The sequence below is a fragment of the Burkholderia sp. SJZ089 genome (assembly GCF_007828315.1).
Lineage (GTDB): Bacteria > Pseudomonadota > Gammaproteobacteria > Burkholderiales > Burkholderiaceae > Burkholderia > Burkholderia gladioli.
In genome coordinates, this window is the sequence record NZ_VIUM01000008.1 from 1 (window position 1) to 23,156 (window position 23,156).

Sequence of the window (23,156 nt, forward strand, 5' to 3'; positions counted from 1 at the left end):
TCGAACTGGACCGAGCTCGACGTCTGGCAATACATCGCGCGCGAGCAGCTCGAACTGCCCTCGATCTACTACGCGCACCAGCGCGAGATCGTGCGCCGCAACGGCCTGCTGGTGCCGGTCACGCCGCTCACGCCGATGCGCGAGGGCGAGATCAGCGAAACCGCCCAGGTGCGCTTCCGCACGGTCGGCGACATCTCCTGCACCTGCCCGGTGGAAAGCGATGCCGACGACGTCGAGAAGATCATCGCCGAGACCGCGGTGACCGAGATCACCGAGCGCGGCGCCACGCGGATGGACGACCAGACCTCCGAGGCCGCGATGGAACAGCGCAAGAAGCAAGGTTATTTCTGAAGCACGCGAGGACACAGACATCATGAGCATCATCGAGAACCACGAAGACCTCGGCGTGTTGCGCTTCATCACGGCGGGCAGCGTCGACGACGGCAAGAGCACGCTGATCGGCCGCCTGCTGTACGACAGCAAGGCCGTGTTGTCGGACCAGCTGTCCGCGCTGTCGCGCGCCAAGAACAAGCGCACCGTCGGCGACGAGCTCGACCTCGCGCTGCTGACCGACGGCCTGGAAGCCGAGCGCGAGCAGGGCATCACGATCGACGTGGCCTACCGCTACTTCGCCACCGCCAAGCGCAAGTTCATCATCGCCGACACGCCGGGCCACGAGCAGTACACGCGCAACATGGTGACCGGCGCCTCCACCGCTCACGCGGCCATCATCCTGGTGGACGCCACGCGCGTCACGGTCGAGGGCGGCGTCACGCAACTGCTGCCGCAGACCAAGCGCCACAGCGCGATCGTCAAGCTGCTCGGCCTGCAGCACGTGATCGTCGCGATCAACAAGATGGATCTGGTCGAGTATTCGGAAGCGACCTTCAACCTGATCCGCGATGCCTACGTCGTGCTCGCGCAGCAGCTCGGCCTGGAAGGCGTGCGCTTCGTGCCGGTGTCGGCCCTGAAGGGCGACAACATCGTCACGCTCTCGGACAGCATGCCCTGGTACGCCGGCGAGCCGTTGCTCGACGTGCTGGAGACGCTGCCGGTGGCGATCGACGGCGGCGAGGCGCTGCGCTTCCCGGTGCAGTGGGTGGCGCGCCAGGACGGCAGCTCGGCCGACGATTTCCGCGGCTACATGGGCCGCGTCGAGGCGGGCGAAGTGAAGGTGGGCGACGAGATCGCGGTGCTGCCCTCGGGCCGCACGGCAACCGTGGCCGAGATCGTCGCGCCGGTGCCGGGCGGCACGGCTGCGGTAGAATCCGCCTTCGCGGGGCAGACCGTCACGATCCGCCTCGCCGAGGACGTCGACGTCTCGCGCGGCGACGTGTTCGTGCCGAACGCGCAGCGCATCGAGCCGGCCCGGAAGCTGGAGGCCGATCTCTGCTGGTTCGACGAAACCCCGTTGTCCCCGCAACGCAAGTATCTGCTCAAGCAGACCACCAACACGGTGTTCACCAAGATCGGCGCGGTCAAGCAGGTGCTGGACGTGCATACGCTGTCGCACGCCAGCGACCGCCAGGACCTGAAGATGAACGACATCGGCCGGGTGGCGCTGACGCTGCAGAAGCCGATCGTCTGCGATACCTACGATGCGCATCCGGGCACGGGCGCGTTCGTGCTGATCGACGAGGCGACCCATCACACGGTCGCCGCCGGGATGATTCGCGCCTACTCGGCGTGAGTCAGCGGTTTAGCCGCGCTCGCGGCGATGTGTATCGCTTCACGTGGCTTTTCCAGGAGAACGCACATGGACGATTTGTATTTCGTCGCACGAAACACCGAAGGGCATTATTCGGTATGGTTCGACGGCAGGAACCTGCCCGCTGGTTGGGAGGTAATCGGCGAGTCAGCCAGCAAGCAGGCCTGCCTGCAGCGGATCGAGCGGCTCTGGACGGAGGCGGCGCCCGCCGGGAGCCGCGAGCATCCCGGCCGGGATTCGGGCGCGGAGGCCGGCCTTGCCGTTCAAGCAGGTCCTTATTCGGCGAGCGCCCCGAGCGCCGGTTCCTGACAGAGCGCAACCAGGCGTTCCGTCGCCGCCGAGCTGCCGGTGGCGTGATAGGCGATCGCGAGGTCGGAGGTGGTCGTGCATTCATCCAGCGAGAGGTGCGTCACCCCGGGTGATCGATTCCGGCATCGGCGCGATCCCCCGCCTGCCAATTTGATCACGTTTCGTGCTTGGAAGGGCGGGGCGCCCCTCGCCTCGACGCGGCGTCTTTCGCACTGCGCTCCGACTGCCCGTCGAACGACGCCGCGATCGATTCGCGAAGCACCTCGACGGCCTGCCGGAGATTTCCCGGATAGCGTGGATGGGCCAGCCAGACATCGATCACCAGGGCGAAATTGCTGAGCTCCACCGCGCTCAGCTTGCGGTGCCATTTGCTGGCCCGTAGCACGTCGATCGGCACCAGGCCGAGGCGGCTGGCCACCAGTCGCAATTGCATGTCGGTGACATAAGTATTGATGCTCAGCCTGACGACCTGTCCCTGGTCCGTCATGGCGCGTTCCAGCGCCGCGCGATAACCGCAGCCATCCGGATTGAGGATCCATCCGTGGGCGGCCAGCGCATGCATGTCGGTCCTGCGGGCCACCAGCGGCTGGTCCGCGCTCTGCACGACTTTCACGTCGAAGCGGGCAACCCGGCTACCCGACAAGCCGGCCGGCAGCGCCGCCCCCGAGGGCAGTATCAGCATCGCGACATCGAGCGGTCCGTCGTCCACCCGCTCCTGCAGCCTGGGGCTGCTGTCGGTGAGCAACTGCACGTCGAGCTCTGGAAACCGGCGCTTCATGCCGGTCACCGCATCGAACAGCACGATGTCCGCGACGGCCTGGGGCAGTGATCCGCTTGGGTATTTCGTACCAAACCTAGCGCGCGTTTTCCGGCGTTTCGGGCCCGGTGGGGCCCGGCAAAAGCGCCAGCTGACGGGCGAATTCAGCCGGCGCCAAGTCTTTGAGAGCAGAGTGAGGGCGGCTCTCGTTGTAGTCCCGCCGCCATGCCTCGATTATCGCTTTGGCTTCGCCCAACGTCTCGAACCAATGTAGGTTCAAGCATTCGTCCCGGAATGATCCGTTAAAGTGACCCTGGCCTTCCTCGACACGCTCAAGGATTGAAGCCGGGACGCCCGGTGCTTTCGCCCTGCTCGATTTTCTCCTACAGTAACGGAGCCCCGGCGACCGCGCGCCGGGCGAGCCCGCAACATCGACAACAACGAAGAGAGAGCAGAGGCGATGAATACCAGCAAGCGTGGCGACCACCTGTTCGCCGCCGGATTGCTCAAGGCAATCCGGGACGTGGCGGACATGATGAGCCGCTCGAAGATCGGCGATACCAGCGAGGGGCGCGTGCTGCATGCCAGCGTCGCCTCCTTGCAGCGCAGCCTGACGGGCGGCGCCTTCGATACCACCGTCAACCGGGGCCGGATCGTGACCGGCTCCGATCCGCATTCGGTCGCCTTCGGCCGGGCCAGCCGCGATTTCACCCAATCGATGAGCAGCCTGGTGTTCGTCCTCGAGCACCGGCGCGATCTGGGCGCGGAGAAGGACCAGGCCAAGCGCAACGAGTTGGTGATGCAGGCCGCCAAGCTGGTGACCGACGCCAAGCTGTACGCGGAACTGGCCGTCAAGCGGATGTTCGATGCCGCGATCGATCCCGCGGTGCTCAAGCAGATCACCCAGGGCGCCGGCGACAAGCCGCGCGATACCGAGATCGCGAACGCGCGTTCCGCGCTGCAGCAGGTGCGCGGGGCGATCCTGGCCGGCATCGGCAAGATGTGAGCGCGCCGGCGGCCGGCGCCGGTGCCGGCCGTTCCAGGCACGCGCTTGCAGGCTTCAGGCCGCCACGCGCGCGGCCTGCGCCGCCAGCGAAAGCCGGATCCCCTCGGCATACGGCGTCTTGCGGATCGGCCCGATCAGCTTCTGCAAGGCCGTGTCGTCGAGGATCAACGGCTCCGTCATCAGGTAGTTCATTTCCACCAGCTCGCGCATCATCGGGCTGAACAGCCCCAGCACGCGCAGCATGGTCTTGTTCGCCACGCGCAGCTTCAGCTTGCGGCCGGTCTGCCGCTCGATCTCGTCGAGCAGGACGCGCTGGCTGGTGGTGCCCGCGCCGGCCAGGTGCCAGATCCGTCCATAGGCGGCGGGCGTGTCGAGCAAGCGTTCCACCACCGGCCCCACGTCGGGCACGAACACGAATTCGTGGTCGCGATCGAGCGGGCCCAGCAGCTCGGCGGTGCCGCCCTCGACGGCCGCGCGGATCGCGCCGTGCAGCATGCTGGCCGTCACGCCCGGGCCGTAGAAGTCAGGCAGGCGCAGCACGGTCGCCTCGATGCGGCCCTCGGCGTGCGCCTCCATCAGCAGATCCTCCTGCGCCTTGCGCATCCTGCCCTTGAAGGTGTGCGGCTCGCGCGGATGATCCTCGCGCACCGGGTTGGCCCGCGCCTGTCCATAGGGATAGACGGTGCCGATCAGCATGATGCGCTTGACGCCGGCCGCCACCGCGCCGTCGATGGTCTTGCGCATCAGGGCAGGGTGCAGTTCGAACTGCCAATAATTGACGCCGACCAGGTAGACCAGGATGTCGATGCCCGCCGCGGCGGCCTCGATCGAGCCCGGCGCATCCGGATCCCAGGTGGCGATCTCGGCGAGCGGGTCGTCGCCGAAGCCGGCTTGCAGGGCCGCCGCGTTGCGGCCGACCACGCGATAGGGACGTTGCGAGGCGCGCAGCGCGGCGGCGATGCTCTGGCCGATGGCACCGGCGGCGCCGAACAGGGCGATTTTCGACATATCAAGGCTCCTGGTTGTCGGCGGCCCGCTGCCGCCTTCGATGCCCTGCAGTGTGGTCTTCCCGTGTCTGAATGAAAATTGGCTAATATCGTGGCTCATCCATACATAAATGCATATCATGAGCGACGCTGAAGCGGGGCCGGCAGCAAGCCGCGAGCCCAACTGGGAGTGGTACCGCAGCTTCCTGCAGGTGCTCGACACCGGCTCGCTGTCGGCGGCGGGGCGCGCGATGGGCCTGGCCCAGCCCACCGTCGGCCGCCATGTCGAGAGCCTGGAGGCCGCGCTGGGCCTCACGCTGTTCACGCGCTCGGTGGACGGCTACGCGCCCACCGACGCCGCGCGCGAGCTGCAGCCGCACGCGGCGGCCATCGCCGCCTCGGCGGCCGCGCTGCGGCGCGCCGCGAGCGGCCATGGCGACGGCGTGCGCGGCACGGTGCGGATCACCGCCAGCGAGGTGGTGAGCGTCGAGGTGCTGCCGCCGATGCTGGCCGCGCTGCGCGAGGCGCATCCGGCGCTGCGCATCGAGCTGATGCTGTCGAACCGCGTCGACGACCTGCTGCACCGCGAGGCCGACATCGCCGTGCGCATGTTCCGGCCGGAGCAGGCCGCGCTGCTGGTGCGCCGCGCCGGCAGCATCGAGATCGGCCTGCATGCGCACCGGTCCTACCTCGTGCGGCACGGCACGCCGCGCACGATGGCCGAACTGTCGCGTCACACGCTGATCGGCTTCGATCGCGAGACGGCCTTCGTGCGTTCCCTGAGCCACCGCATCGCGCCGCTCACGCGCGAGGATTTCGCGCTGCGCACCGACAGCGATCTCGCGCAACTGGCGGCGATCCGCGCCGGTTTCGGCATCGGCCTGTGCCAGGTGGCGCTGGGCGCGCGCGATCCCGCGCTGGTGCGTCTGCTGCCGCGCGCGATCTCGCTGACGCTGGATACCTGGGTGGCGATGCACGAGGACCTGCGGCGCAGCGCGCGCTGCATGGCGGTGTTCACGGCGCTGGCCGAGGGCCTGGGCCGCTACGCGCGCGGCACGGCCTGAACCGGCGGCGCCGCATGGCGGCGATCCGGCGAGCCTGCCGGAATTCGCGGCCTGGCGCATCATGCGTCATGGCCCGGCAGCGTGGTCCGACACTTACAGGCTGTCAGTTCGCCGCCCCGCGCCGTCCGCGCCGCGCGGGATCGCGATGTCATGCGAAGCTGGCGCGCGGGCCGTTGTTCTTGCTACGCTAGCCCCGCCGGCCCGGCCGGTGCGAGGCGCGCCGATCCGCCCCCCGATCGCCCGCCGGGGCCGCGCCGGATTCGATGAGGACATGCGTCGGGAACACGACGCTCATGAAAGGAGACATGCGATGTGGTTCGTCGGAAAGAGCGAGCTTCTCTCGCTGATTGAAAAGAATTGCCTGGAAGACGTGATGCCCGCGTTCAGCGATCATCGGGCGCTGCGCAAGAACGCCGTGGTCTATCGTCCCGACGAACGCAGCGACTACGTCTACCTGCTCAAGGTCGGCCACCTGCGGCTCTACCGCATCACCGAGGACGGCCAGGAGATCACGCTGTCCTTCATCAAGGCCGGCATGATCTTCGGCGACGGCGACGTGCTCAACGAAGCCGGCTATTCGCACTACGCGCAGACGCTCACCGATTGCCGGATCTGCTACATCAACAAGGCGAACTTCCGCGACCTGCTCGATCGCTACCCGGTGATCAGCCGCTTCGTGCTGCGCAGCCACCACCAGCGCTGGCAGGAGGCGCAGCGCCTGATCGAGAACCTCTCGCTGCACGACGTGCGCAAGCGCCTGGTCAACATCCTGTCGATGTTCGCCGGCCAGATCGGCAGCCCCTTCGTCCACGAGGGCAGCGGCGGCGCGCTGCTGATCGACCTGCCGATCGCGCAGGACAAGCTGGCGGACTTCATCGGCACCTCGCGCGAGTCGGTCAACCGGCACCTGAGCGACCTGAAGGCCGAGGGCCTGGTCGACACGCACCAGCGCAAGATCGTGCTCACGCCGCTGTTCGTCTCGCGCCACCTGCCCGAGCTGGACCTGCCGGCCATGCCGCCGGTCGCGGCCGGCGCCGCGCTGGCGAAGCCGGCCTATCGCGACGAGATCAAGCCCACCTCAGCCAACGCTTGAGGCGCGTTTGCGCCCGGCCAGCGCCTGCCTGAGCGCCGCCACGCCGCTCGCGGCGCTGGACAGCACCGGCACGCCCAGCGTGCCGAGCGAAGGCTGCAGCCGCGCCATCGACACCTGCGCGAGCACGATCACGTCCACCTGCTCGGCCAGTTCCAGGATGGTCTGCTTGAGGATCGCGTCGTGGCCCACGGTGTCGCCGGCCAGCAGCGCCTCGAAGGCGGCTTCGGCGACGCGCTCCACCACGCGCGCCTCGCGCGCGGCCTGCTGCGCCTTCTTGCGGATCAGGCGCACGGTCGGCTCGAGCGTGGTCGGCACGGTGGCCAGCACGCCGATGCGCGGCCCGATGCGGCTGGCCTCGTCGGCCATCGCCTCGTCGATCTTCGCGATCGGCGTGTCGATCATGCCGCGCAGCACGTCCACCGCCTCGCCCACCGAGGAGCAGGCGTTCAGGATGTAGTCGGCGCCCATGGCCTGGGCGTTCGCCATGTAGGTATAGAGGCGCGCGGTGACGGCCGGCGTCAGGTGGCCGGCGGCGCGCACGTCGTTGAGCAGGCTGTCGTCGACGATGTTGATCATGCGCGCGTCGGGAAGCTGCTGCCTGAACTGGTCCTTGAGCGGCTGCACCGTGACGGGGCCGGTGTGGATGACGACGATGGTGGTCATGTTGTCTGCGATTCCCTTGAATGGTCGATATGCGGGGTGCGTGGCTCAGGCCGTGGCGGCCGCCATCACCCGTTCCTGGCTGGCCTCGTCGCGCGCGAAATCGCCGGTCACGCGGCCTTCGCGCACCACCAGGATCCGGTCGCTGATGGCCAGCACTTCCTGCAGGTCCGAGGAGATCGCGATGATCGCCACCCCCTGTTCGGCCAGGCGCGCCAGTAGCGCGTGCACCTCGGCCTTGGCGCCGATGTCGATGCCGCGCGTGGGCTCGTCGACGATCAACAGGCGCGGCCGGCGCGCCAGCCATTTCGCCAGCACCACCTTCTGCTGGTTGCCGCCGCTCAGGTTGACCACCTTCTGCTCGATCGACGGCGTCTTCACGCCGAGCTCGCGCACGAACTCGCGGCAGCGCCGCGCTTCCTCGGCATGCCTGACGAACTGCCAGGGCGAATAGGATTCGAGATGCGTGAGGCTGAAGTTCTCGCGGATGCTCATGCCGGCCACCAGGCCCTGGCCCTTGCGATCCTCGGTGGCGAAGCCGATGCCGTGCGCGATCGCGTCGTGCGGGCCGCGGATCGCGACGGGCCTGCCCGCCACGCGAACCTCGCCCGAGGCGGGGCGCATGCCGAAGATCATCTCCATGATCTCGGTGCGCCCGGCGCCCACCAGCCCGGCGATGCCGAGGATCTCGCCGCGATGCACGCGAAACGACACGTCGCGCACCCAGCCGGGCGCGCCCTTGCGCGAGCGCATCGTCAGGCCTTCGACCTCGAGCACCACCTCGCGCGTCGCATGCGAGGCCGATTTCGCGTAGAGCTCGTCCAGCTCGCGATCCACCATCTTGCGCACCAGCCAGGCCCGGTCCACCGCGGCCATCGGCGCGTCGGCCACGGTGCTGCCGTCGCGCAGCACGGTGACGCGATCGGCCAGCTCGAACAGTTCCTCGAGCCGGTGCGAGATATAGACGACGCCGATTTTCCGCGCGCGCAGCCTGGCGATCAGCTCGAGCAGCAGGCGCGTCTCGTGATGGCTCAGCGAGGCGGTGGGCTCGTCCATGATCAGGATGCGGGGCTGGCAGGACACGGCCTTGGCGATCTCCACCATCTGCTTCTGGCCCACGCTGAGCTCGCCCACCAGCCGGCGCGGGTCGATCGTCATGCCGATGCCGGCCAGCAGCTCGCTTGCCTCGCGGTTCATGCGCGCTCGATCGACGAAGCCGAGGCGGTTGAGCGGTTCGCGGGCGAGGAAGATGTTCTCGGCGATGCTCAGGTTGTCGACCACCGACAGCTCCTGGTAGATGATGCCGATGCCCAGCGCGCGCGCATGATGGCTGTCGGCCAGCACCACCGGGCGGCCCTCGACGGCGATCGTGCCGCCCGCGTCGGGCTGCAGCACGCCGGTCAGGATCTTCATCAGGGTGCTCTTGCCGGCGCCGTTCTCCCCGGCCAGCGCCAGCACCTCGCCGCGCGAGACGTGCAGGCTCACCTGGTCGAGCGCGCGCACGCCGGGGAAGGTCTTCGAGATCCGGCTGACTTCTAGGTAGGGCGTCATCGGCTGCCTCGCGCCAGGCGCTCGCGGCGGGCACGGGCCGCCGCCCGCGCAGCGTGCCTCGTGTTTCCCGGCTGCCCGTGAGCTCGCATCGGGTTCATTTGCTGTAGCTGCCGAGGTTGTCCCTGGTCACCACCGTCACGCCCGTGTCGATGTCCTTGGCGCCGGCCTCGGTGCCTTGTATCTGCGCATACAGGTGCTCGACCGCGAGGCGGCCCATGGTCACCGGCCGCTGCACGATGATCCCCTGGATCAGGCCGTCCTTCACGCCCTTGACGGTATCGGGCAGGTCGTCGAAGGCCAGTACCTCGAGCTTGCCCTTCTGCGCGCCGAACTCTCGCGTGGCCAGCACTTTGGCGACGGCCGGGCCGCCCACCTGGCTGACGCCGAAGATACCCTTCAACTGCGGGTGCGCGCGCAGCGTGGTCTCGACCACCGAGACGCCGCGCGCGAGATCGTCGTCGGTGCCCTGCGTCTCGACGATCCTGATGCCGGGATACTTGGCCAGCTCCTGCTTGATGCCCGCGATGCGCTCGTTGAGGTTCACGGCGCCGAGCTGGCCGGTGATGATCGCCACCTCGCCGCTGTTGCCGATCGCGCGCGCCATGGTGGCCCCCATGGTCGCGCCGGCCGCGACATTGCTGGTGCCGATGTACATCGAGCGCCCGCTGTTGGGCGAATCCGAATCGTAGGTCAGCACCTTGATGCCGTTGCGCTGCGCCTGCCGGATCACGCTCTCGACCGACTTCGGCTCGTTCACCGAGATCGCGATGCCGTCGACGTGCCGCGCCATCAGGTCCTCGATGATGCGCACCTGCGTCGAGCCCTGGGTGTTCTGCGGCACCACCCACTGGTACTGCACGCCGAGCTTGTCGGCCGCGCCCTTGGCGCCGGTGTTGCAGTCGTCGAAGAAAGGCACGGCGACCTTCGGGATCACGGCGATCGAGATGGATTTCGCATCCTTGGCCGCGGCCGCCTGCGCGGCCAGGCCGCCCAGCGCGGAAGCCGCGAGAAGGATGCCCAGGCCCTTGGCCAGGGTGGTGCGAAGCAGACCGGATTTGCTCATGGTGTGTCGAGAAGGAGGGAAGGGACGTTCAGGGACGCGCGACCGAACTCATCGCGCCTTGCGGCGCAGCCGCCAGATATCGATGCTGACCGCGATCAGGATCACGCAGCCGGTGATGGTTTGTTGTGCGTAGGTATCGATGTTGAGCAGCACCACGCCGTTGGCGATGATGCCGGCCAGCGCGGCGCCGATCACCGCGCCTTCCACGCTGCCGATGCCGCCCGACAGGCTGGCGCCGCCGATCGCGGCGGCCGCGATCACGTCGAGCTCGGCGCCGAAGCCGGCGGCCGGCTCGGCCGACACGAAGCGCGAGAAGCTGATCACGCCGGCCAGCGCCGCGATGGTGCCCGACAGCAGGTAGACCAGGAACTTGACGCGCCGCGTGCGCACGCCGCTCAGGTGGGCGGCCGTCTCGTTGCCGCCGGTGGCGTAGACGTGCCGGCCGAAGCGGGTTCGGCGCATGATCACGGCGAAGCAGGCGGCCAGCGCGGCCATCACGATCACCGGGAACGGGATGAAGCCGAGGTAGCCCTGGCCGAGGAAGGTGAAGCCGTCGGGCACGTCCGGCGTGACGGGCACGCCCTTGGTGATGATGTACATCAGGCCGCGGCCGATGCTGAGCGTGCCGAGCGTGGCGATGAAGGGCGGCAGCTCGATGCGCGTCACCAGCAGGCCGTTCACGGCGCCGGCCAGCATGCCCGTCACCAGTCCCGCCGCCACCGCCGCGAGGCTGCCCAGGCCGTGCTGGAAGGCCAGCGCGGTGACCAGCGAGGACAGCCCCATCACCGAGCCGACCGACAGGTCGATGCCGCCCGTCACGATCACCAGCATCATGCCGATCGCCATGATGGCCGTGAGCGAGAAGGAGCGGAACACGCCCATCAGGTTGTTGGTGGTGAGGAAGTACGGCGAGAACAGGCTGATCAGCACGCCGACCGCGATCAGCACCGCGAGGATGTTGAATTCGCGCACCCCGAGGCAGGCGCGCAGCAGGGCCGGCAGGCGCGCTTCGCGATGGGTGTCGAGGTGGCTGGGAATGGCTTTCAACGCGGGTCTCCTGGATCGTGCACGGCTGTCGTTCGTCGATGCGGCAAGCATACGAGCAGGTCCGAACGGGAAACTGTGACGCCCGTCATACAAGCGGATCGGGGTTGTCCCGGAGGCGAGCGGCGCCAGGCGCGGGCCGGGCCGCGCACGATCCCGACAAGCCGGGCCGGGCTATGACGGACGTCACAGATTCGCGGCGGCTTCCGTCGCTAAGATTGGCGAAGCGGCGAACGCGTGGGCGCTCGCCATGTGACCCCGATCTGAAGGAGAGCAGCAGATGACGAAGCGCGTGATAGTGACCGGCGGCAGTGGCCTGGCCGGGAAATGGGTGGTCGAGAACCTGGTCGAGCACGGCCATGAGGTGATGAACCTGGATCGCGTGCCGATGGCCAAGCGCACCGCGCGCACGCTGATCACCGACATCACCGATGCCGGCCAGGTGTTCAACGCGCTGGCCTCGAGCACGGCGCCGGTGGAGTTCGCCGACGACCTGGAGCCGAAGCCGATCGACGCGATCGTCCACTTCGCCGCGATTCCCCGCATCATGGTGACGCCCGACAACGAGGTGTACCGCATCAACGTGATGGGTACCTACAACATCCTCGACGCGGCCGCGAAGCTGGGGATCCGCAAGGTGATCCTGGCCTCCAGCGAGACCACCTACGGCGTGGTGTTCGCCCATCGCCACCGCGATCCGGCCTATTTCCCGCTGGACGAGGACTACCCGGTCGATCCGATGGACAGCTACGCGACCTCGAAGGTGGTCAACGAGGTGACCGCCAAGGCCTTCCAGGCACGCACCGGCGCCGACATCTACTGCTTGCGGATCGGCAACGTGCTCGACCCCGAGGACTACGCGAAATTCCCGGGCTGGCTGAAGGACCCGGCGCTGCGCAAGCGCATCGCCTGGAGCTATATCGACGGGCGCGACCTGGCCGAGGCCTGCCGGCTCGCGATCGAGACCGACGGGCTCGGCTTCGAGATCATGAACGTGGCGGCCGACGACGTGTCCTCGGACCTGCCGAGCCGCGTGCTGCTGGAGCGCTATTACCCCGGCGTGCCGGTCAAGCGGCCGATCGGCGAGTTCGAGACGCTGCTGAGCAACGAGAAGCTCAAGCGCCTGCTCGGCTGGCGCCAGCGGCATCAGTGGCGCGAGGAGGTGAAGCGCTTCGCCTGAAGGGCGGGAGTCCTGCCGCCGCCGTCATCGTCGTGACAACAAGCTGTCGTAATCTCGACACTTTTTACGGGCGAGCCTTCGCCCCTTCCGACGATGTCGATCACGGTTGATTTTCCCGCGCCGGTGCGCGACTGGATCCTGCAGAACCTGACGCGCGGTGTCGACGCGCAGGCGCTCGTCAAGGAGCTGGTCGGGCACCAGAGCGCGCCCGAGGTGGCGGCCGCGATGGTCGAGGCGGTCACCGCCGCGCTGATGTACGGCACGCCGCTGCCGGCGGGCAAGCTGGAGGTGGGCGGCGCGCGGGCCGGCTACGAGCCCGCCGCGCTGCGCGTGCCGGCAGGGCCGCTGATCCGGCTCGGCCAGCACGAGACACGCGTGCTGCTGCGCCTGCAACGGCCCGCCGCGGTGCTGCTCGACGGTTTCCTCAGCGCCGGCGAGTGCAGGCAGTTGATCGAGCTGGCGCGCCCGCGCCTGAACCGCTCGACGGTGGTCGATCCGGTCACCGGCCGCAACATCGTGGCCGGCCATCGCAGCAGCGACGGCATGTTCTTCCGCCTCGGCGAAACCCCGCTGATCTCGCGCATCGAGCAGCGCATCGCCGCGCTGACCGGCTTCCCGGTCGAGAACGGCGAGGGCCTGCAGATGCTGCATTACGAGGCCGGCGCCGAATCGACGCCGCACGTCGACTACCTCGTGCCGGGCAACCCGGTCAATGCCGAATCGATCGCACGCAGCGGGCAGCGCGTCGGCACCCTGCTGATGTACCTGAACGATGTCGAGAGCGGCGGCGAGACGCTGTTTCCGCAGGTCGGCTGCTCGGTGGTGCCGCGGCGCGGCCAGGCCTTCTATTTCGAGTACGGCAACGGCAGCGGGCGTTCCGACCCGGCCTCGCTGCACGCGAGTTCGCCGATCGGCTCGGGCGACAAGTGGGTGGCCACCAAGTGGATCCGCACGCGGCGCTTCGTGCCGCGCATCGACGCGGCCGAGCCGGGCATGAAGTAAGGCGGCGCCTGCGCCGCCAGCCTCGCGCGGCAGGCGCGGGCAGGCGCGGGAGGCGGGCGCGCTGGCCCGCCTTGCCGCCGCCCGGCCGGCTTCAGCGCTGGAAGATCTCGTCGGCGACCCAGCCCTTCGGCGTGAGGTGCATGCCTTCACGCAACTGCTGCGTGCCCTGGCCCTCGATCACGCGCTGCACCATCGGGTAGACGCGCAGGAAATCCGGGTTCTTCGCGAACGGCGCCGGATCGATCCTGTAGGTGTAGAGCACCGAGGTCATGGTCTCGCCGTTGCGCTGCACCGGCTTCTCCCAACCCACCACCTTGTCGAGCGTGAGCGTGGCCACGCAGAAATCGGCCGGGTGCGTGACGCGCGTCATCGCGGTTGCGGTCACTTCCGGAATGTGCAGGTAATACTTCTGGCCTTCGGCCGTCAACTGATACTGGCGTGCATGCGCGACCAGCTTCTTGCCCTGGTCGTGGCCGTCCACCAGCATATCCTTGCCCGTCACGATGCCGAGCTTCTCGAGCACCGGCAGTTGCAGCGAATCGGCGCTGTGGCTGGCCTTGTCCTCGTCGGTCACGTAGATCGGCCAGTCGTACTTGCCCAGGCAGAGGTGGCCGCGCTTGGCGAGGAAGTCGTTGACGGCGGCCGTGAAGTTCTCGCGGCTGGCGTCCTGTGGGCTGGGGCTGGCGTGGACGGCGGTGGACAGCATCACGGCGAGCAGGGCGGCGGAAAGACGTTGGATCATGAGTGGCAAGCGGTTCGGAAAGTCGGGAAAAAGCGGCCCGGCCCGCCGCGCATCGAGCGGGCGGGCCGGGCGACAGGAGGTGCTCAGTTCACGCAGTCGCCGGAGCTCGGCGCGGTGGCCGGCGCCTGGTAGCCGTCGCTGAGCGTCTTCATGAAGCAGACCAGGTCGGCGATGTCCTTCTGCGAGAGCTGCGGCGCCGAGTGGAAGGTACGCGCCTGGGCGCCGTCGGCGGCGGTGGTGCCGCCCGCGTCGGTCTGTCCCTGGCCCATCGGCAGTTCCTCGTCGATGTTGCCGCGATAGTCGGCCGGCAGGTCGTTGAAGCGGTTGATGGTGGCGCCGGCGACGTAGGTCGGCTGCAGCGCGAAGCTCGGGTTGCTGGTGGCCGCGCCGGTGCCGCCGGTGGCCGGGTACCAGTACTCGGGGTTGGTGTCGCGCGTGTTGTAGAAGTTGACCACCTGCACCAGCGAGTGGAACACGCCGTTGTGGAAGAAGGCGTTGCGGGTGGCCACGTTGCGCAGCGTCGGCACCTTGAAGCGGCCGCAGTACGGGTCCGGCACGTTCACGCCGGTGAACGAATCGGGGCCGGCGCCGCTCGATGCCGTGCCGGGCACGTGCAGCGTCGCGTAGGGGCCGCAGAGGCCCATGTCGAAGAAGCTCGTGTCCGCGTCGGCCGGGATCGGGTTCGGGTTGCCGGGGATCGAGGTGTCGTTGCGCGGCGCGCCGATCGCCTGGTAGGTGAAGTCCGTCATCAGCCCGGTCGAGCCGTTGAAGTTCGCGCCCACGTAGTGGCAGGCCGCGCAGCCGGCGCCCTTGCTGGTGTCGTTGAACAGTTGCAGGCCGTGCGTCTCGGCGGCGGTCAGCGTGCCGCCGATCTTGTTGCCGATGTAGAGGTCGAACTTGCTCGAGTAGGGGGCGAAGGATTCGTCCTCGTTCTGGTACTGCTGCAGCGCGTCGCCGATCGCGTTGAAGGCGTTGGTGGTGTCGCCGAACACCGCGTTGCCGTAGACCTGCTGGAACAGCGCGGCATAGGCGCCGTTCTGCACGGCCTTCACCACCGCGTCCGGCGAGCTGTTGTTCATCTCGATCGGGTTCAGCAGGGGCAGGCCCGCCTGGGTCGCCAGCGAGGTGGCGCGGCCGTCCCACATGAAGCCGCCGCCGGGTGCGTTCTGCGTGACGCCGTCCGGGTTGTCGGCATTGTCGTTGTAGGGCGGCGTCATCGACTTGTAGCGCAGCGAGGGCACCGCGCGCACGCCGGCCTGCGACGGATCGGAGCCGAGCTGCACCGACAGGCTGTTCGGCGGCCCGTAGGCATAGGCCGGATCGTGGCAACTCGCGCAGGCCATGTTCTTGTTGCCCGACAGGGTCTTGTCGAAGAAGATCTTCTCGCCGAGCTGCGCCTTGGGGCTCAGCGTCGAGGCCGCGGCGCTGCTGCCGCCGGCCGGCGCGGAGGCGCCCGACGAGCCGGAGGCGCCGCCGCCGGACGAGTCGTCGCCGCAGGCAGCCAGCAGCGCGGTAAGTACACAGATCAATGCAAGAGATAGCGTGCGCATGGCGGTTATCTTCTTCTGGTCAGGCATTCGGTTTGTCGTTCGGCGCGATCGGTCGCGCGAGGCGCGGTGCCGGGTGGCCGGACAGGGTCATCAACGAAATCGCCGGGCGTGCCCAAGGGCCTGCCCGGCTTCACTACGCAAGCGTTCGGAGCGGGGAGGAGCCGGCCCGTCCGGGCCGGCTCCTCCCCGCGGACGCGGGACTTACTGGATCGCCCAGATGTTGGTCTGGGTCTTGTCCGGACCCGGCTGGCGATTCGCTTCCTGCGTGCCGATGATGTCGGCAGGATTGAGCTTCTGCGTGTAGCCGGCAGGCGTGATGTACGCATGGTTCATCGGACGGACCGAGTCGAAGTGCGTATCGGCGCTGCTTGCCAGTTCCGGCAGGTTCAGGATGTTCTGCGCGATGAAGCTCTCCGTGTACTTCGCGCGCGCGAGGTAGGTGAACTCCTGGCCCGGTGCCGGGTCGGCGAGCTGGAACATGTCCTGCATCGTGCGGACCAGCGAGAAGTGGCTGTACGCGTCGCTATCCTGGATACCCTGCGGACCATGGTTGGTGATCACGCCGAAGATCGAGTTGCCGTGGCCGTGGTTGCCGTGGTTGTAGACCGTGGTCACCGTCGGCGTGTACGTGCCGTTGGCGAACGTGAGCGGCTCGGCCTTGCTGGTCTGCGACGGGTTCCAGCCGCAGCACGAGGTCGAGCTGCCTTCGCCTTCGTCGAACATCACGACGATCGCCACGTGGCGCTTCGGGTTGTTCCAGATCGGCGATGCCTGGATCTTGCTCACCACCTGCTGGACGTACGAGTCGCCGCGCTTGACCAGGTTGTCGCCCTTGCAGGTCGGGTCGTTGCCCGTGCCGTGCATGTCGTCGCACTGGTCGGGCATGATGAAGTTGATCGCGCCCACGTCGCCGTTTGCCAGGTCGGTGCTGAACTGGTCGAAGTTGTAGTTCTGCGGGACCGGGTACACCGAGGTGCTCTTGATCGCGCTGGCGTACTGCGTGCCGAAGAGCGTGCGGTTGCTGGCGAAGAAGTCCGGCAGCGAACGCGCGGTCTGGTAGGCCATGCCCGGGTGGTGCTTGGTCTTGTACAGCGAGCTCGGCATCGCGATCGCCGGGCTGGTGATGCCGGCCGTCGTGGTGCCTGCCGCGCCGTTGTAGCCGGCCACCACCGCCGTGTCGGCGATGCTGTCGGTACGCACGTCCTGGCCCGGGTTCATCGACTCGCTGTAGGTACGCCAGGTCAGGCCCGAGTTCGTCAGCAGCGTGAACAGGTTCGGTGCCGTGATGTTGTGCGCCGCCGTCGTCGTGCCGGCAGGACAGGTGCCGAAGCTGGACAAGGCGCTCGTCTGGGTCGGCGTGCCGGCCGGCGTCGCCACCAGCGGCTGGCCGTCCGATGCCGTGCCGCCCTTGAACGCGGCGTCCGTCAGCGAGGACGTGTCGACGCCGCAGCCCCACCAGTTGTCGTCGGTGATGCCCCAGTCGTCCGCGCCGCCCAGTGCCGTGTAGTTCGGCTCGGACGGGTTGCCGGTCGAGTAGTAGGTGGTCGCCTGGTTCCACTTGCCGGTATTGAAGTCGAGGTTGCCGGCGATGTACGGCGCGTCGCCCGAGCCCTCGATACCGATCGTGCCGCCCGTGGTGGTCCCGATCGAACGGTTCTCGAGCATCAGGATGAACACGGCGTCGTAGCGCGGGATGCCTTCCACATTGAAGGCGGCCTGCTGGGCCTGCGCGAAGGTGATCGGCGCCTGCGTCTGGGTCGGCGTCACGAGCGTGGCCGAGCTGATGCCCTGCAGCTTCGCCAGCGAGGGATCGCCGCCGGCAATCGCGAGGTTGTCCGGGTACAGGTCGCCGCGATCGAGCTTGGTGGTCGCGTAGGTGTAGCGGTTGCTCAGCGCGTTGTCCTCGTAGAGGATCGCGGCCTGCTCGGCGCCCGAGAGCTTGCCGGCATCGGCGAGCACGTCGGCGGCCGGGACCGTGACGGACGAGGCCGCGTTGGCCACGCCGGCGCCGCTCAGGCGCGTGGCGAGGTTGGCCTTCTCGGTGGCGTAGTTGCTGTTGTTGGCTTCGACCAGACGCTGCACTTCGCTCGACATCGGGCTGATCACGATGTTCGCGCCCTGGTCGGCGACCTGGGCGGCGGAGGCGCGCAGCACCAGGTGGCTGGCCACGGCGCTGCCGGCGGCCGTGTTGGTGGCCTTGGTGCCGATGTCGGCGAGCAACTGACCGGTGGCGTTCGAGGCGACCGTCAGCGTGAACTGGCCCTTGGCGTCGGTGGTGGCGACCGGGTCGCTGCCATCGCACTTGCCGTTGCCGTTGACGTCGAGGCACACCGTGGCGCCGGCGTAGTAGCCGGCCTTGATGACCGGGTCGCCGGTGGTGCCGCCCGGCACGAGGGCCGAGGCGGCCACGGTGCCGGTGAGCGTCTTGGTCGAGGTGGTGGTGCCGCCGTTGCCGTTCGATGCGGAGGACGAATCATCGTCGCCGCCGCAGGCAACCAGCATGCTGGCTGCCGCGATCGAGGTCAGCAGGAGGGGAATGCGTAGCTTTGAACTAACCGACATTTTGGGGTCCCTGTGGGTTGATGAGTTCTTCTTGCGTTCTCACGAAAGCCGATCCGTGAACTTTTTGTCGGGGCGAATTATTGGAGCGGGCTATTTACGTTTTCGTGACAGGGATCGCCGGGGAATTCTGACTATTCGGCCATTTTTTAATAAAAAAGAAATAAATAGATCACATGGATCGTAAGGTTTGAAATGATATGAAGATGCGGATTATTACGAAGTGCTTTCCATTGTGGCGATGAGGCTGCCGGTATCGATGGAGGCGGCTGCGGGTGCCATGGCGGGCGCGAAAAACGCTTGACGATGCTGAATTTTCAGGGGTTTTGTCGGCTTGCCAGGGACCGTCGCATGGGACGATCGCCTCGGCGGGCGCCGGGCAGAGCGATCGAGCGCGGCGTGAAGTATGAGGAACGATGTCGAAATGGAAAGCTATTGTTAATGACTGTCGTTTGATTTTTGAAAGTTGTTTAGGCCGGGGCGCGAATCAAATCGAGCCTGTAATTTTTCGCGAGAAAAGCAAAGAATCAGATTACGGACGATTACGTTCGGGGCTGGCGCGTGCCGGTTGCGGCACGGATCACGGCGGTCGCGGCAGCGGCCGGGCGACGGACGAGGCGATCTCGCCGGGTCGTCGTGCTTCCTGTCCGGGCGGATTTTTCCCGCCCGCCCGCCGTCTCGCTCGCGAGCGCTTGCCGATCGATCCGTGTCGATCCTGCCGACCGGGCATCCCGCGATGCTCGATATCGAGCGCTGCCGCACGGCCCGCATGCTTGGTCAGCAGTTCGAAGTGTTGAACGCCGACGGGCGTCGATGCTCGCCGCGCGGCAATCGCGGATCGCCACTTGCGCCATCAAAGCGATTCTTTGCATAATGCCGGAAAACATTTTAATGATATCCGGCCTGAAACCAATTCCAGCGCTTGTCTTTCTCTGCGATCGCAGCTTTCAAGCTTGAAACAAGCGGCTTATTCATTGATTAAATCGGATTCGAGGCCGATTCTTCGCATCCATCGCCGGTACCGGTGCCATTGACCGGTGCGCCGGCCGCCGCGCCCCGCCAGACGGACATCTCCGGCGTATCGTGCCGGGCCGGCGCCGCACCGGCACGCGGCAATCGAGCTTTAGCCAATCTAAAGCTGCCGAAAAAAATCTAGCTTGTTCCCTTTGTTTCGCATTGGTAATCTGCCCTCCGACGTCAGATTTATATCGATTTATTAATCGACCTTCCGATTCTTTTCGATTCGCGAGACGATTGACAATCGAGACGAAACGAAAGCCGCCCGGCGCGGGCCCAGCCCGCCGGTGGATGAACCTTCAAGCAAGCGGAGTCGCGATTGGTGTCAGTCGATTACAAGGCGGTTCGCCAGGCGGCGAACCAGGCGATCGAGGAATTCGCCGGCAACCGTGTGTTCAGCGCGCTCGACGCGGGCAAGTGGAGCGTGACCGATTACCAGCACCTGCTGCTGACCTTGTTCTACCAGATCTACCAGGGCTCGATGTCGTTCGCGGCGGCCGCCGCCAATTGCCCGACGCGCCTGACCGAACTGCGCGAATACCTGGTGGCGCATGCGCACGAGGAAATCCCGCACTACAAGTGGATCCTCGACGATCTCTACTCCACCGGCTACCAGGGCCCGGATCCGAAGACGCTGCTGCCGCAACCCTCGGCGATGGCCTACGTGGCGTTCAACGTGCACAACGCGCTGCATATGCCGGGCACGCGCCTGGCCAGCTCGATCGTGCTGGAAGGGATCGGCCAGCGCTACGGCGCCTGGTTCGGCAAGCTGGTGCTGGAAAAGACGCCGCTCAAGCACGAGAACCTGAGCTTCTTCTTCTCGCACGGCGAGACCGACAAGGAACACGTGGTCGAGCTGTGGGACATCATCGATCGTTCGCCGCTCAACGAGGAGGAAGTGCGCTGGATGGCACATGCCTCCTACGTGGCGGGAACCTTCTACAAGCGCATGTGGGACGACTCGCTCCACTACGTCGAATACCGCTGATCGCGGCGCGGCACCCGGGCCGGCACGTGCCGCCGGCCCCAGCGCGAGCGCATGCGATCGCCGTGCATCCATTGCGTGGTACCGAATAACAGCCAGGGAGCCATGACTCCCGCATTCCGAGGAAGCCGAGGGATCACGATCCCGACGCGACAGCAACGAGGGGCGAAAAGCCCCCGAGAGGGCGAAAAGCCCCTGAACCTGAGAGAGCGCCGACGGGCAGAACCCGCGGCAAGAGCGAGGGGCACCAGCCTCCGAACCTGAGAGAACCCGAGCGGCGCCAGCCCTCGGAAAACGAGAGTACTGCCTATGCCGGAAGATGAATCGACCGCCGTGGAAGCGCTTGCGCCAGCCTGGGCTCCCCCCGGGCTGGCGCCATCCGATGCCTTCCCGCAGTTCACGGTACGCACGCTGGATCGCGACGATCCGCAGTCGATGCGCGAAGTGGGTGGTTTGTGGCAACGCGTCTACGGCGCCGAGCGCGGCTTGCTCGAGGTCGAGGACGACGTGCATGCAGTGGAGGACGACTATCACGCCAGCGGCGACTATCTGGCGGTGTTCGTCCGGCCGCACGCCGGCGCGGCGGAAGTCATGATCGCGACGGTGCGCGTGGTGGGCGATTCGCGCGTCGGCCTGCCGATCGAGCGGTTCTTCCCGCTCGGCCCGCTCAAGCGCTATACGCAACTGGTCGAGCCGCAGCGGCTGATCGTCGATCCCGCCTGGCGCCGGCGTCGTTTCGACAGCGCGCCGTATGGCCTGTCGGGACTGTTGTTCAAGGCCGTGGTCAAGCGCTACCTGGTCGGCGGCTTCAACACCACGCTGGTCATCGACGCCTTTTCCGACAGCCGCGAAAGCCCCCTGCACGCCTTCCTGCAGATGGGCGCCCAGCGGCTTGGCGCATCGTTTCACGACAGCGAGCTTGCCAGCGAGACGCCCAGCGTGGCGCTGCTCTGCTCGCTGCTCGACATCACCACCCAGGCGCTGCGTGCCGACAAGTCACGCTTCGCCCGCTACCTGCTCAAGCGCGGCCAAGGAGATTGACGCATGGAACTCTACAAGAAGATTCTCGACCAGGGCGGCCAGGAACTGCTCGACCTGATCCTGACGGTCAACGTCAACTTCTACTTCTCCGAGCTCGAGATCATCGATCTGTGCGCGAAGTGGATTCCGCGCCGCGACGACCTGCGCGAGAAGTTCTACCTGGTGCATCACGCACACGACGAGGTCTCCCACTCGAACTTCTTCAAGGACGGCGTGCGCCACCTGGGCCTGCAATGGGACGACGCGCTGATCGAGCGCTATCGACTGAAGGACATCGACAACCGCTTCGACAAGCTGTTCGAGAGCGATGACGAGCTCGAGGTGCTGATCGGCCTGAACGTCTATGCCGAGGGCGTGCTCGCGATGGAGGAGCTGGCCGAGATGAGCGAGACGCGTCCCGACATCTTCCCCTCGTTCCGCCAGATCGCGCGCGAGGAAGCGACCCATCTCGCCTTCGGCAAGAAGGTGCTGGAGCGCATGTTCGAGGAGAACCCGGAGGAGCGCGTGCGCGCGCAGGTCCATTGCGACTGGTATCGCGACCATATCCATCCCTACCTCTGGCGCGACATCTCCGGGCTGCTCGACACCGGCATCCGTCACGGCGTGCTCTACCCCGACTTCCGCGAGCGCGCGGTGGCGCGCTTCGACAGCGAGATGAGCTCGCTCGGCCTGACGGTCGACTGGCATCGCGCCACGGGCATCGAACTGGCGGCGTGATGAAGGCCGGCGAGATGTTCTCCGACAGCTACGAGGCGGCGCGCGCGCGCTTTCGCGAGGCGGCGGCGCGGCGTGGCGCGCGGCTCGCCCAGGTGCGCAACCCCGCGCGCGGCCCGGACGGCGTCACGCTGACCACCGACGTGGCCTGGCTCGGGCCGGCCGCCGCCTCGCGCGTGCTGGTGGTGGTATCGGGCACGCATGGCGTGGAGGGTTACGCGGGTTCGGCGATCCAGTGCGCCTGGCTGGCCGGCGAGGACGCGGGCGAGCTGCCTTGCGACGCGGCGGTGATGCTGGTGCATGCGCTCAACCCGTTCGGCTTCGCCTGGCATCGGCGCGTCAACGAGGACAACGTCGACCTGAACCGCAACTTCATCGACTGGAACGCGGCGCGCCCGAGCAACGACGGCTACGACGCGCTGCACGACGCCCTGCTGACCGGCGACGACGATCCGGTGGCGCGCGTGCGTGCCGACGCGGCGCTGCGCGACTTCACCGGGCGCCACGGCATCGCCGCGTTCCAGGAAGCGCTCTCGCGCGGCCAGTATCGACATCCGGACGGGCTGTTCTACGGCGGCAACGAGGCGACCTGGAGCGCGCGGCTGATCGGCGAGCTGGTGCGCGAGAACCTCGGCCATGCCGCCGATATCGCGCTGGTCGACCTGCACACCGGGCTCGGGCCTTACGGCGAGGGGCAGCCGGTATCGTTCGACCTGCCGGGCTCGGCCGCGCTGGCGCGCGCCCAGGCCTGGTTCGGGCCGGCGCTGGGCGCGCCGCGCGCCGGCGGCGCGGTCTCGAACGACCTGGACGGCACGCTCTACGATGCCTGGCGGCGCTGGCTGTTCGGCCGCTCGCTGACCTCGATCGCGCTCGAGTTCGGCACCCACCCGGTGCCGGACGCGGTGGCCGCGCTGAGCGCCGAGGCGGTGGCCTGGCGCAACGATCCCTATGGCGATTCGCCGGCCGCCGCGCGGGCGCGTGCCGCCCTGCGCGCGTTCTTCGACGTGCCGCGCGACGATTGGCGCGAGTCCGTGCTGAGCGGCGGCCTGCGCGTGCTGCGCGCGGCGCTGGCCGGCGTGACCGGCCGCGTGCTGGCCGACGAAAGTGCCTGAGGGCAAGGAGAAG

Annotated in this window: 22 protein-coding genes and 1 pseudogene; 13 read left to right on the plus strand and 10 right to left on the minus strand. The window is 67.5% G+C overall.

What is annotated here, in order from left to right; all coding sequences use genetic code 11:
• The 3 genes from FB600_RS16270 to FB600_RS16280 all read left to right on the plus strand — a co-directional run.
• Positions 1–351, plus strand: a 351-nt coding sequence (locus FB600_RS16270; RefSeq protein ID WP_147238667.1) for a phosphoadenosine phosphosulfate reductase family protein, incomplete at its 5' end; no start/stop codon positions are given.
• Positions 352–373: 22 nt separating this feature from the next.
• Positions 374–1,690, plus strand: coding sequence for a sulfate adenylyltransferase subunit 1 (locus tag FB600_RS16275; RefSeq protein ID WP_013699094.1), 1,317 nt, complete (start codon positions 374–376; stop codon positions 1,688–1,690).
• Between the two features lie 66 nt (positions 1,691–1,756).
• Entirely contained in the window at positions 1,757–2,017 is a 261-nt protein-coding gene (locus tag FB600_RS16280; RefSeq protein ID WP_096751769.1) for an MbtH family NRPS accessory protein, read from the plus strand.
• A gap of 154 nt (positions 2,018–2,171) precedes the next feature.
• Here FB600_RS16280 and FB600_RS16285 read toward each other — a convergent pair whose 3' ends face one another.
• On the minus strand, positions 2,172–2,966 hold the full coding sequence (locus FB600_RS16285; RefSeq protein ID WP_267910791.1) for a substrate-binding domain-containing protein: 795 nt from the start codon (positions 2,964–2,966) through the stop codon (positions 2,172–2,174).
• Positions 2,872–3,081: pseudogene (locus FB600_RS16290) on the minus strand (integrase core domain-containing protein); the annotation flags it as partial. The pseudogene FB600_RS16290 and the gene FB600_RS16285, both read right to left, overlap by 95 nt.
• 153 nt (positions 3,082–3,234) lie before the next feature.
• Here FB600_RS16290 and FB600_RS16295 point away from each other — a divergent pair.
• Positions 3,235–3,780 carry a hypothetical protein gene (locus tag FB600_RS16295; RefSeq protein ID WP_145757077.1) on the plus strand — a complete coding sequence of 182 codons (546 nt, stop codon included), beginning with the start codon at positions 3,235–3,237 and terminating at the stop codon, positions 3,778–3,780.
• A gap of 54 nt (positions 3,781–3,834) precedes the next feature.
• On the opposite strand, the gene FB600_RS16300 is transcribed toward FB600_RS16295, so the two are convergent.
• Entirely contained in the window at positions 3,835–4,788 is a 954-nt protein-coding gene (locus FB600_RS16300) for an NAD-dependent epimerase/dehydratase family protein (protein WP_145757078.1), read from the minus strand.
• 109 nt (positions 4,789–4,897) lie between these two features.
• Between FB600_RS16300 and FB600_RS16305 the strand changes: the two genes are divergently transcribed.
• Complete coding sequence (locus tag FB600_RS16305; RefSeq protein ID WP_145757079.1) at positions 4,898–5,830, plus strand: LysR family transcriptional regulator; 933 nt, start codon at positions 4,898–4,900, stop codon at positions 5,828–5,830.
• 310 nt (positions 5,831–6,140) lie between these two features.
• Positions 6,141–6,923 carry a Crp/Fnr family transcriptional regulator gene (locus tag FB600_RS16310; protein ID WP_013691266.1) on the plus strand — a complete coding sequence of 261 codons (783 nt, stop codon included), beginning with the start codon at positions 6,141–6,143 and terminating at the stop codon, positions 6,921–6,923.
• Here the strand turns inward: FB600_RS16310 and FB600_RS16315 are convergent.
• The 4 genes from FB600_RS16315 to FB600_RS16330 form a co-directional block, all read right to left on the minus strand.
• Positions 6,909–7,586 carry an aspartate/glutamate racemase family protein gene (locus tag FB600_RS16315; RefSeq protein WP_105819271.1) on the minus strand — a complete coding sequence of 226 codons (678 nt, stop codon included), beginning with the start codon at positions 7,584–7,586 and terminating at the stop codon, positions 6,909–6,911. The genes FB600_RS16310 and FB600_RS16315 overlap by 15 nt on opposite strands.
• A 45-nt stretch (positions 7,587–7,631) precedes the next feature.
• Positions 7,632–9,134: a sugar ABC transporter ATP-binding protein gene (locus tag FB600_RS16320; protein WP_096751763.1), complete on the minus strand. Its 1,503-nt coding sequence runs from the start codon at positions 9,132–9,134 to the stop codon at positions 7,632–7,634.
• A 94-nt stretch (positions 9,135–9,228) separates the two neighbouring features.
• The gene (locus tag FB600_RS16325) at positions 9,229–10,197 is read right to left on the minus strand and encodes a sugar-binding protein (RefSeq protein ID WP_186467864.1); all 969 of its coding nucleotides are present in this window, start codon (positions 10,195–10,197) and stop codon (positions 9,229–9,231) included.
• 48 nt (positions 10,198–10,245) lie between these two features.
• Entirely contained in the window at positions 10,246–11,244 is a 999-nt protein-coding gene (locus tag FB600_RS16330) for an ABC transporter permease (RefSeq protein ID WP_013691262.1), read from the minus strand.
• A 277-nt stretch (positions 11,245–11,521) separates the two neighbouring features.
• On the opposite strand from FB600_RS16330, the gene FB600_RS16335 reads away from it, so the two are divergent.
• Together FB600_RS16335 and FB600_RS16340 are read left to right on the plus strand one after the other, a co-directional pair.
• Positions 11,522–12,421, plus strand: coding sequence for an NAD-dependent epimerase/dehydratase family protein (locus tag FB600_RS16335; protein ID WP_017919395.1), 900 nt, complete (start codon positions 11,522–11,524; stop codon positions 12,419–12,421).
• A gap of 93 nt (positions 12,422–12,514) precedes the next feature.
• Positions 12,515–13,423, plus strand: a complete 909-nt coding sequence (locus FB600_RS16340) for a 2OG-Fe(II) oxygenase (RefSeq protein ID WP_145757080.1) — start codon at positions 12,515–12,517, stop codon at positions 13,421–13,423.
• Between the two features lie 91 nt (positions 13,424–13,514).
• On the opposite strand, the gene FB600_RS16345 is transcribed toward FB600_RS16340, so the two are convergent.
• The 3 genes from FB600_RS16345 to FB600_RS16355 form a co-directional block, all read right to left on the minus strand.
• Positions 13,515–14,165 carry a hypothetical protein gene (locus FB600_RS16345; RefSeq protein ID WP_096751760.1) on the minus strand — a complete coding sequence of 217 codons (651 nt, stop codon included), beginning with the start codon at positions 14,163–14,165 and terminating at the stop codon, positions 13,515–13,517.
• A gap of 83 nt (positions 14,166–14,248) precedes the next feature.
• Positions 14,249–15,715 carry a cytochrome-c peroxidase gene (locus FB600_RS16350; protein ID WP_145757081.1) on the minus strand — a complete coding sequence of 489 codons (1,467 nt, stop codon included), beginning with the start codon at positions 15,713–15,715 and terminating at the stop codon, positions 14,249–14,251.
• A gap of 201 nt (positions 15,716–15,916) precedes the next feature.
• Positions 15,917–18,277 carry an alkaline phosphatase family protein gene (locus tag FB600_RS16355; protein WP_098153083.1) on the minus strand — a complete coding sequence of 787 codons (2,361 nt, stop codon included), beginning with the start codon at positions 18,275–18,277 and terminating at the stop codon, positions 15,917–15,919.
• A 703-nt stretch (positions 18,278–18,980) separates the two neighbouring features.
• Here FB600_RS16355 and FB600_RS37235 point away from each other — a divergent pair.
• From FB600_RS37235 to FB600_RS16375, 5 genes are all read left to right on the plus strand, one after another.
• On the plus strand, positions 18,981–19,148 hold the full coding sequence (locus FB600_RS37235; protein WP_161500286.1) for a hypothetical protein: 168 nt from the start codon (positions 18,981–18,983) through the stop codon (positions 19,146–19,148).
• Positions 19,149–19,613: 465 nt separating this feature from the next.
• Complete coding sequence (locus tag FB600_RS16360; protein ID WP_223997645.1) at positions 19,614–20,279, plus strand: iron-containing redox enzyme family protein; 666 nt, start codon at positions 19,614–19,616, stop codon at positions 20,277–20,279.
• Between the two features lie 306 nt (positions 20,280–20,585).
• Entirely contained in the window at positions 20,586–21,317 is a 732-nt protein-coding gene (locus FB600_RS16365) for an N-acyl amino acid synthase FeeM domain-containing protein (RefSeq protein ID WP_096751758.1), read from the plus strand.
• 3 nt (positions 21,318–21,320) lie between these two features.
• The gene (locus FB600_RS16370; RefSeq protein ID WP_047838236.1) at positions 21,321–22,034 is read left to right on the plus strand and encodes a hypothetical protein; all 714 of its coding nucleotides are present in this window, start codon (positions 21,321–21,323) and stop codon (positions 22,032–22,034) included.
• Positions 22,034–23,143, plus strand: coding sequence for a DUF2817 domain-containing protein (locus FB600_RS16375; RefSeq protein ID WP_244121907.1), 1,110 nt, complete (start codon positions 22,034–22,036; stop codon positions 23,141–23,143). Before FB600_RS16370 ends, FB600_RS16375 begins: the two co-directional genes overlap by 1 nt.
• The last annotated feature ends 13 nt before the right edge of the window (positions 23,144–23,156 follow it).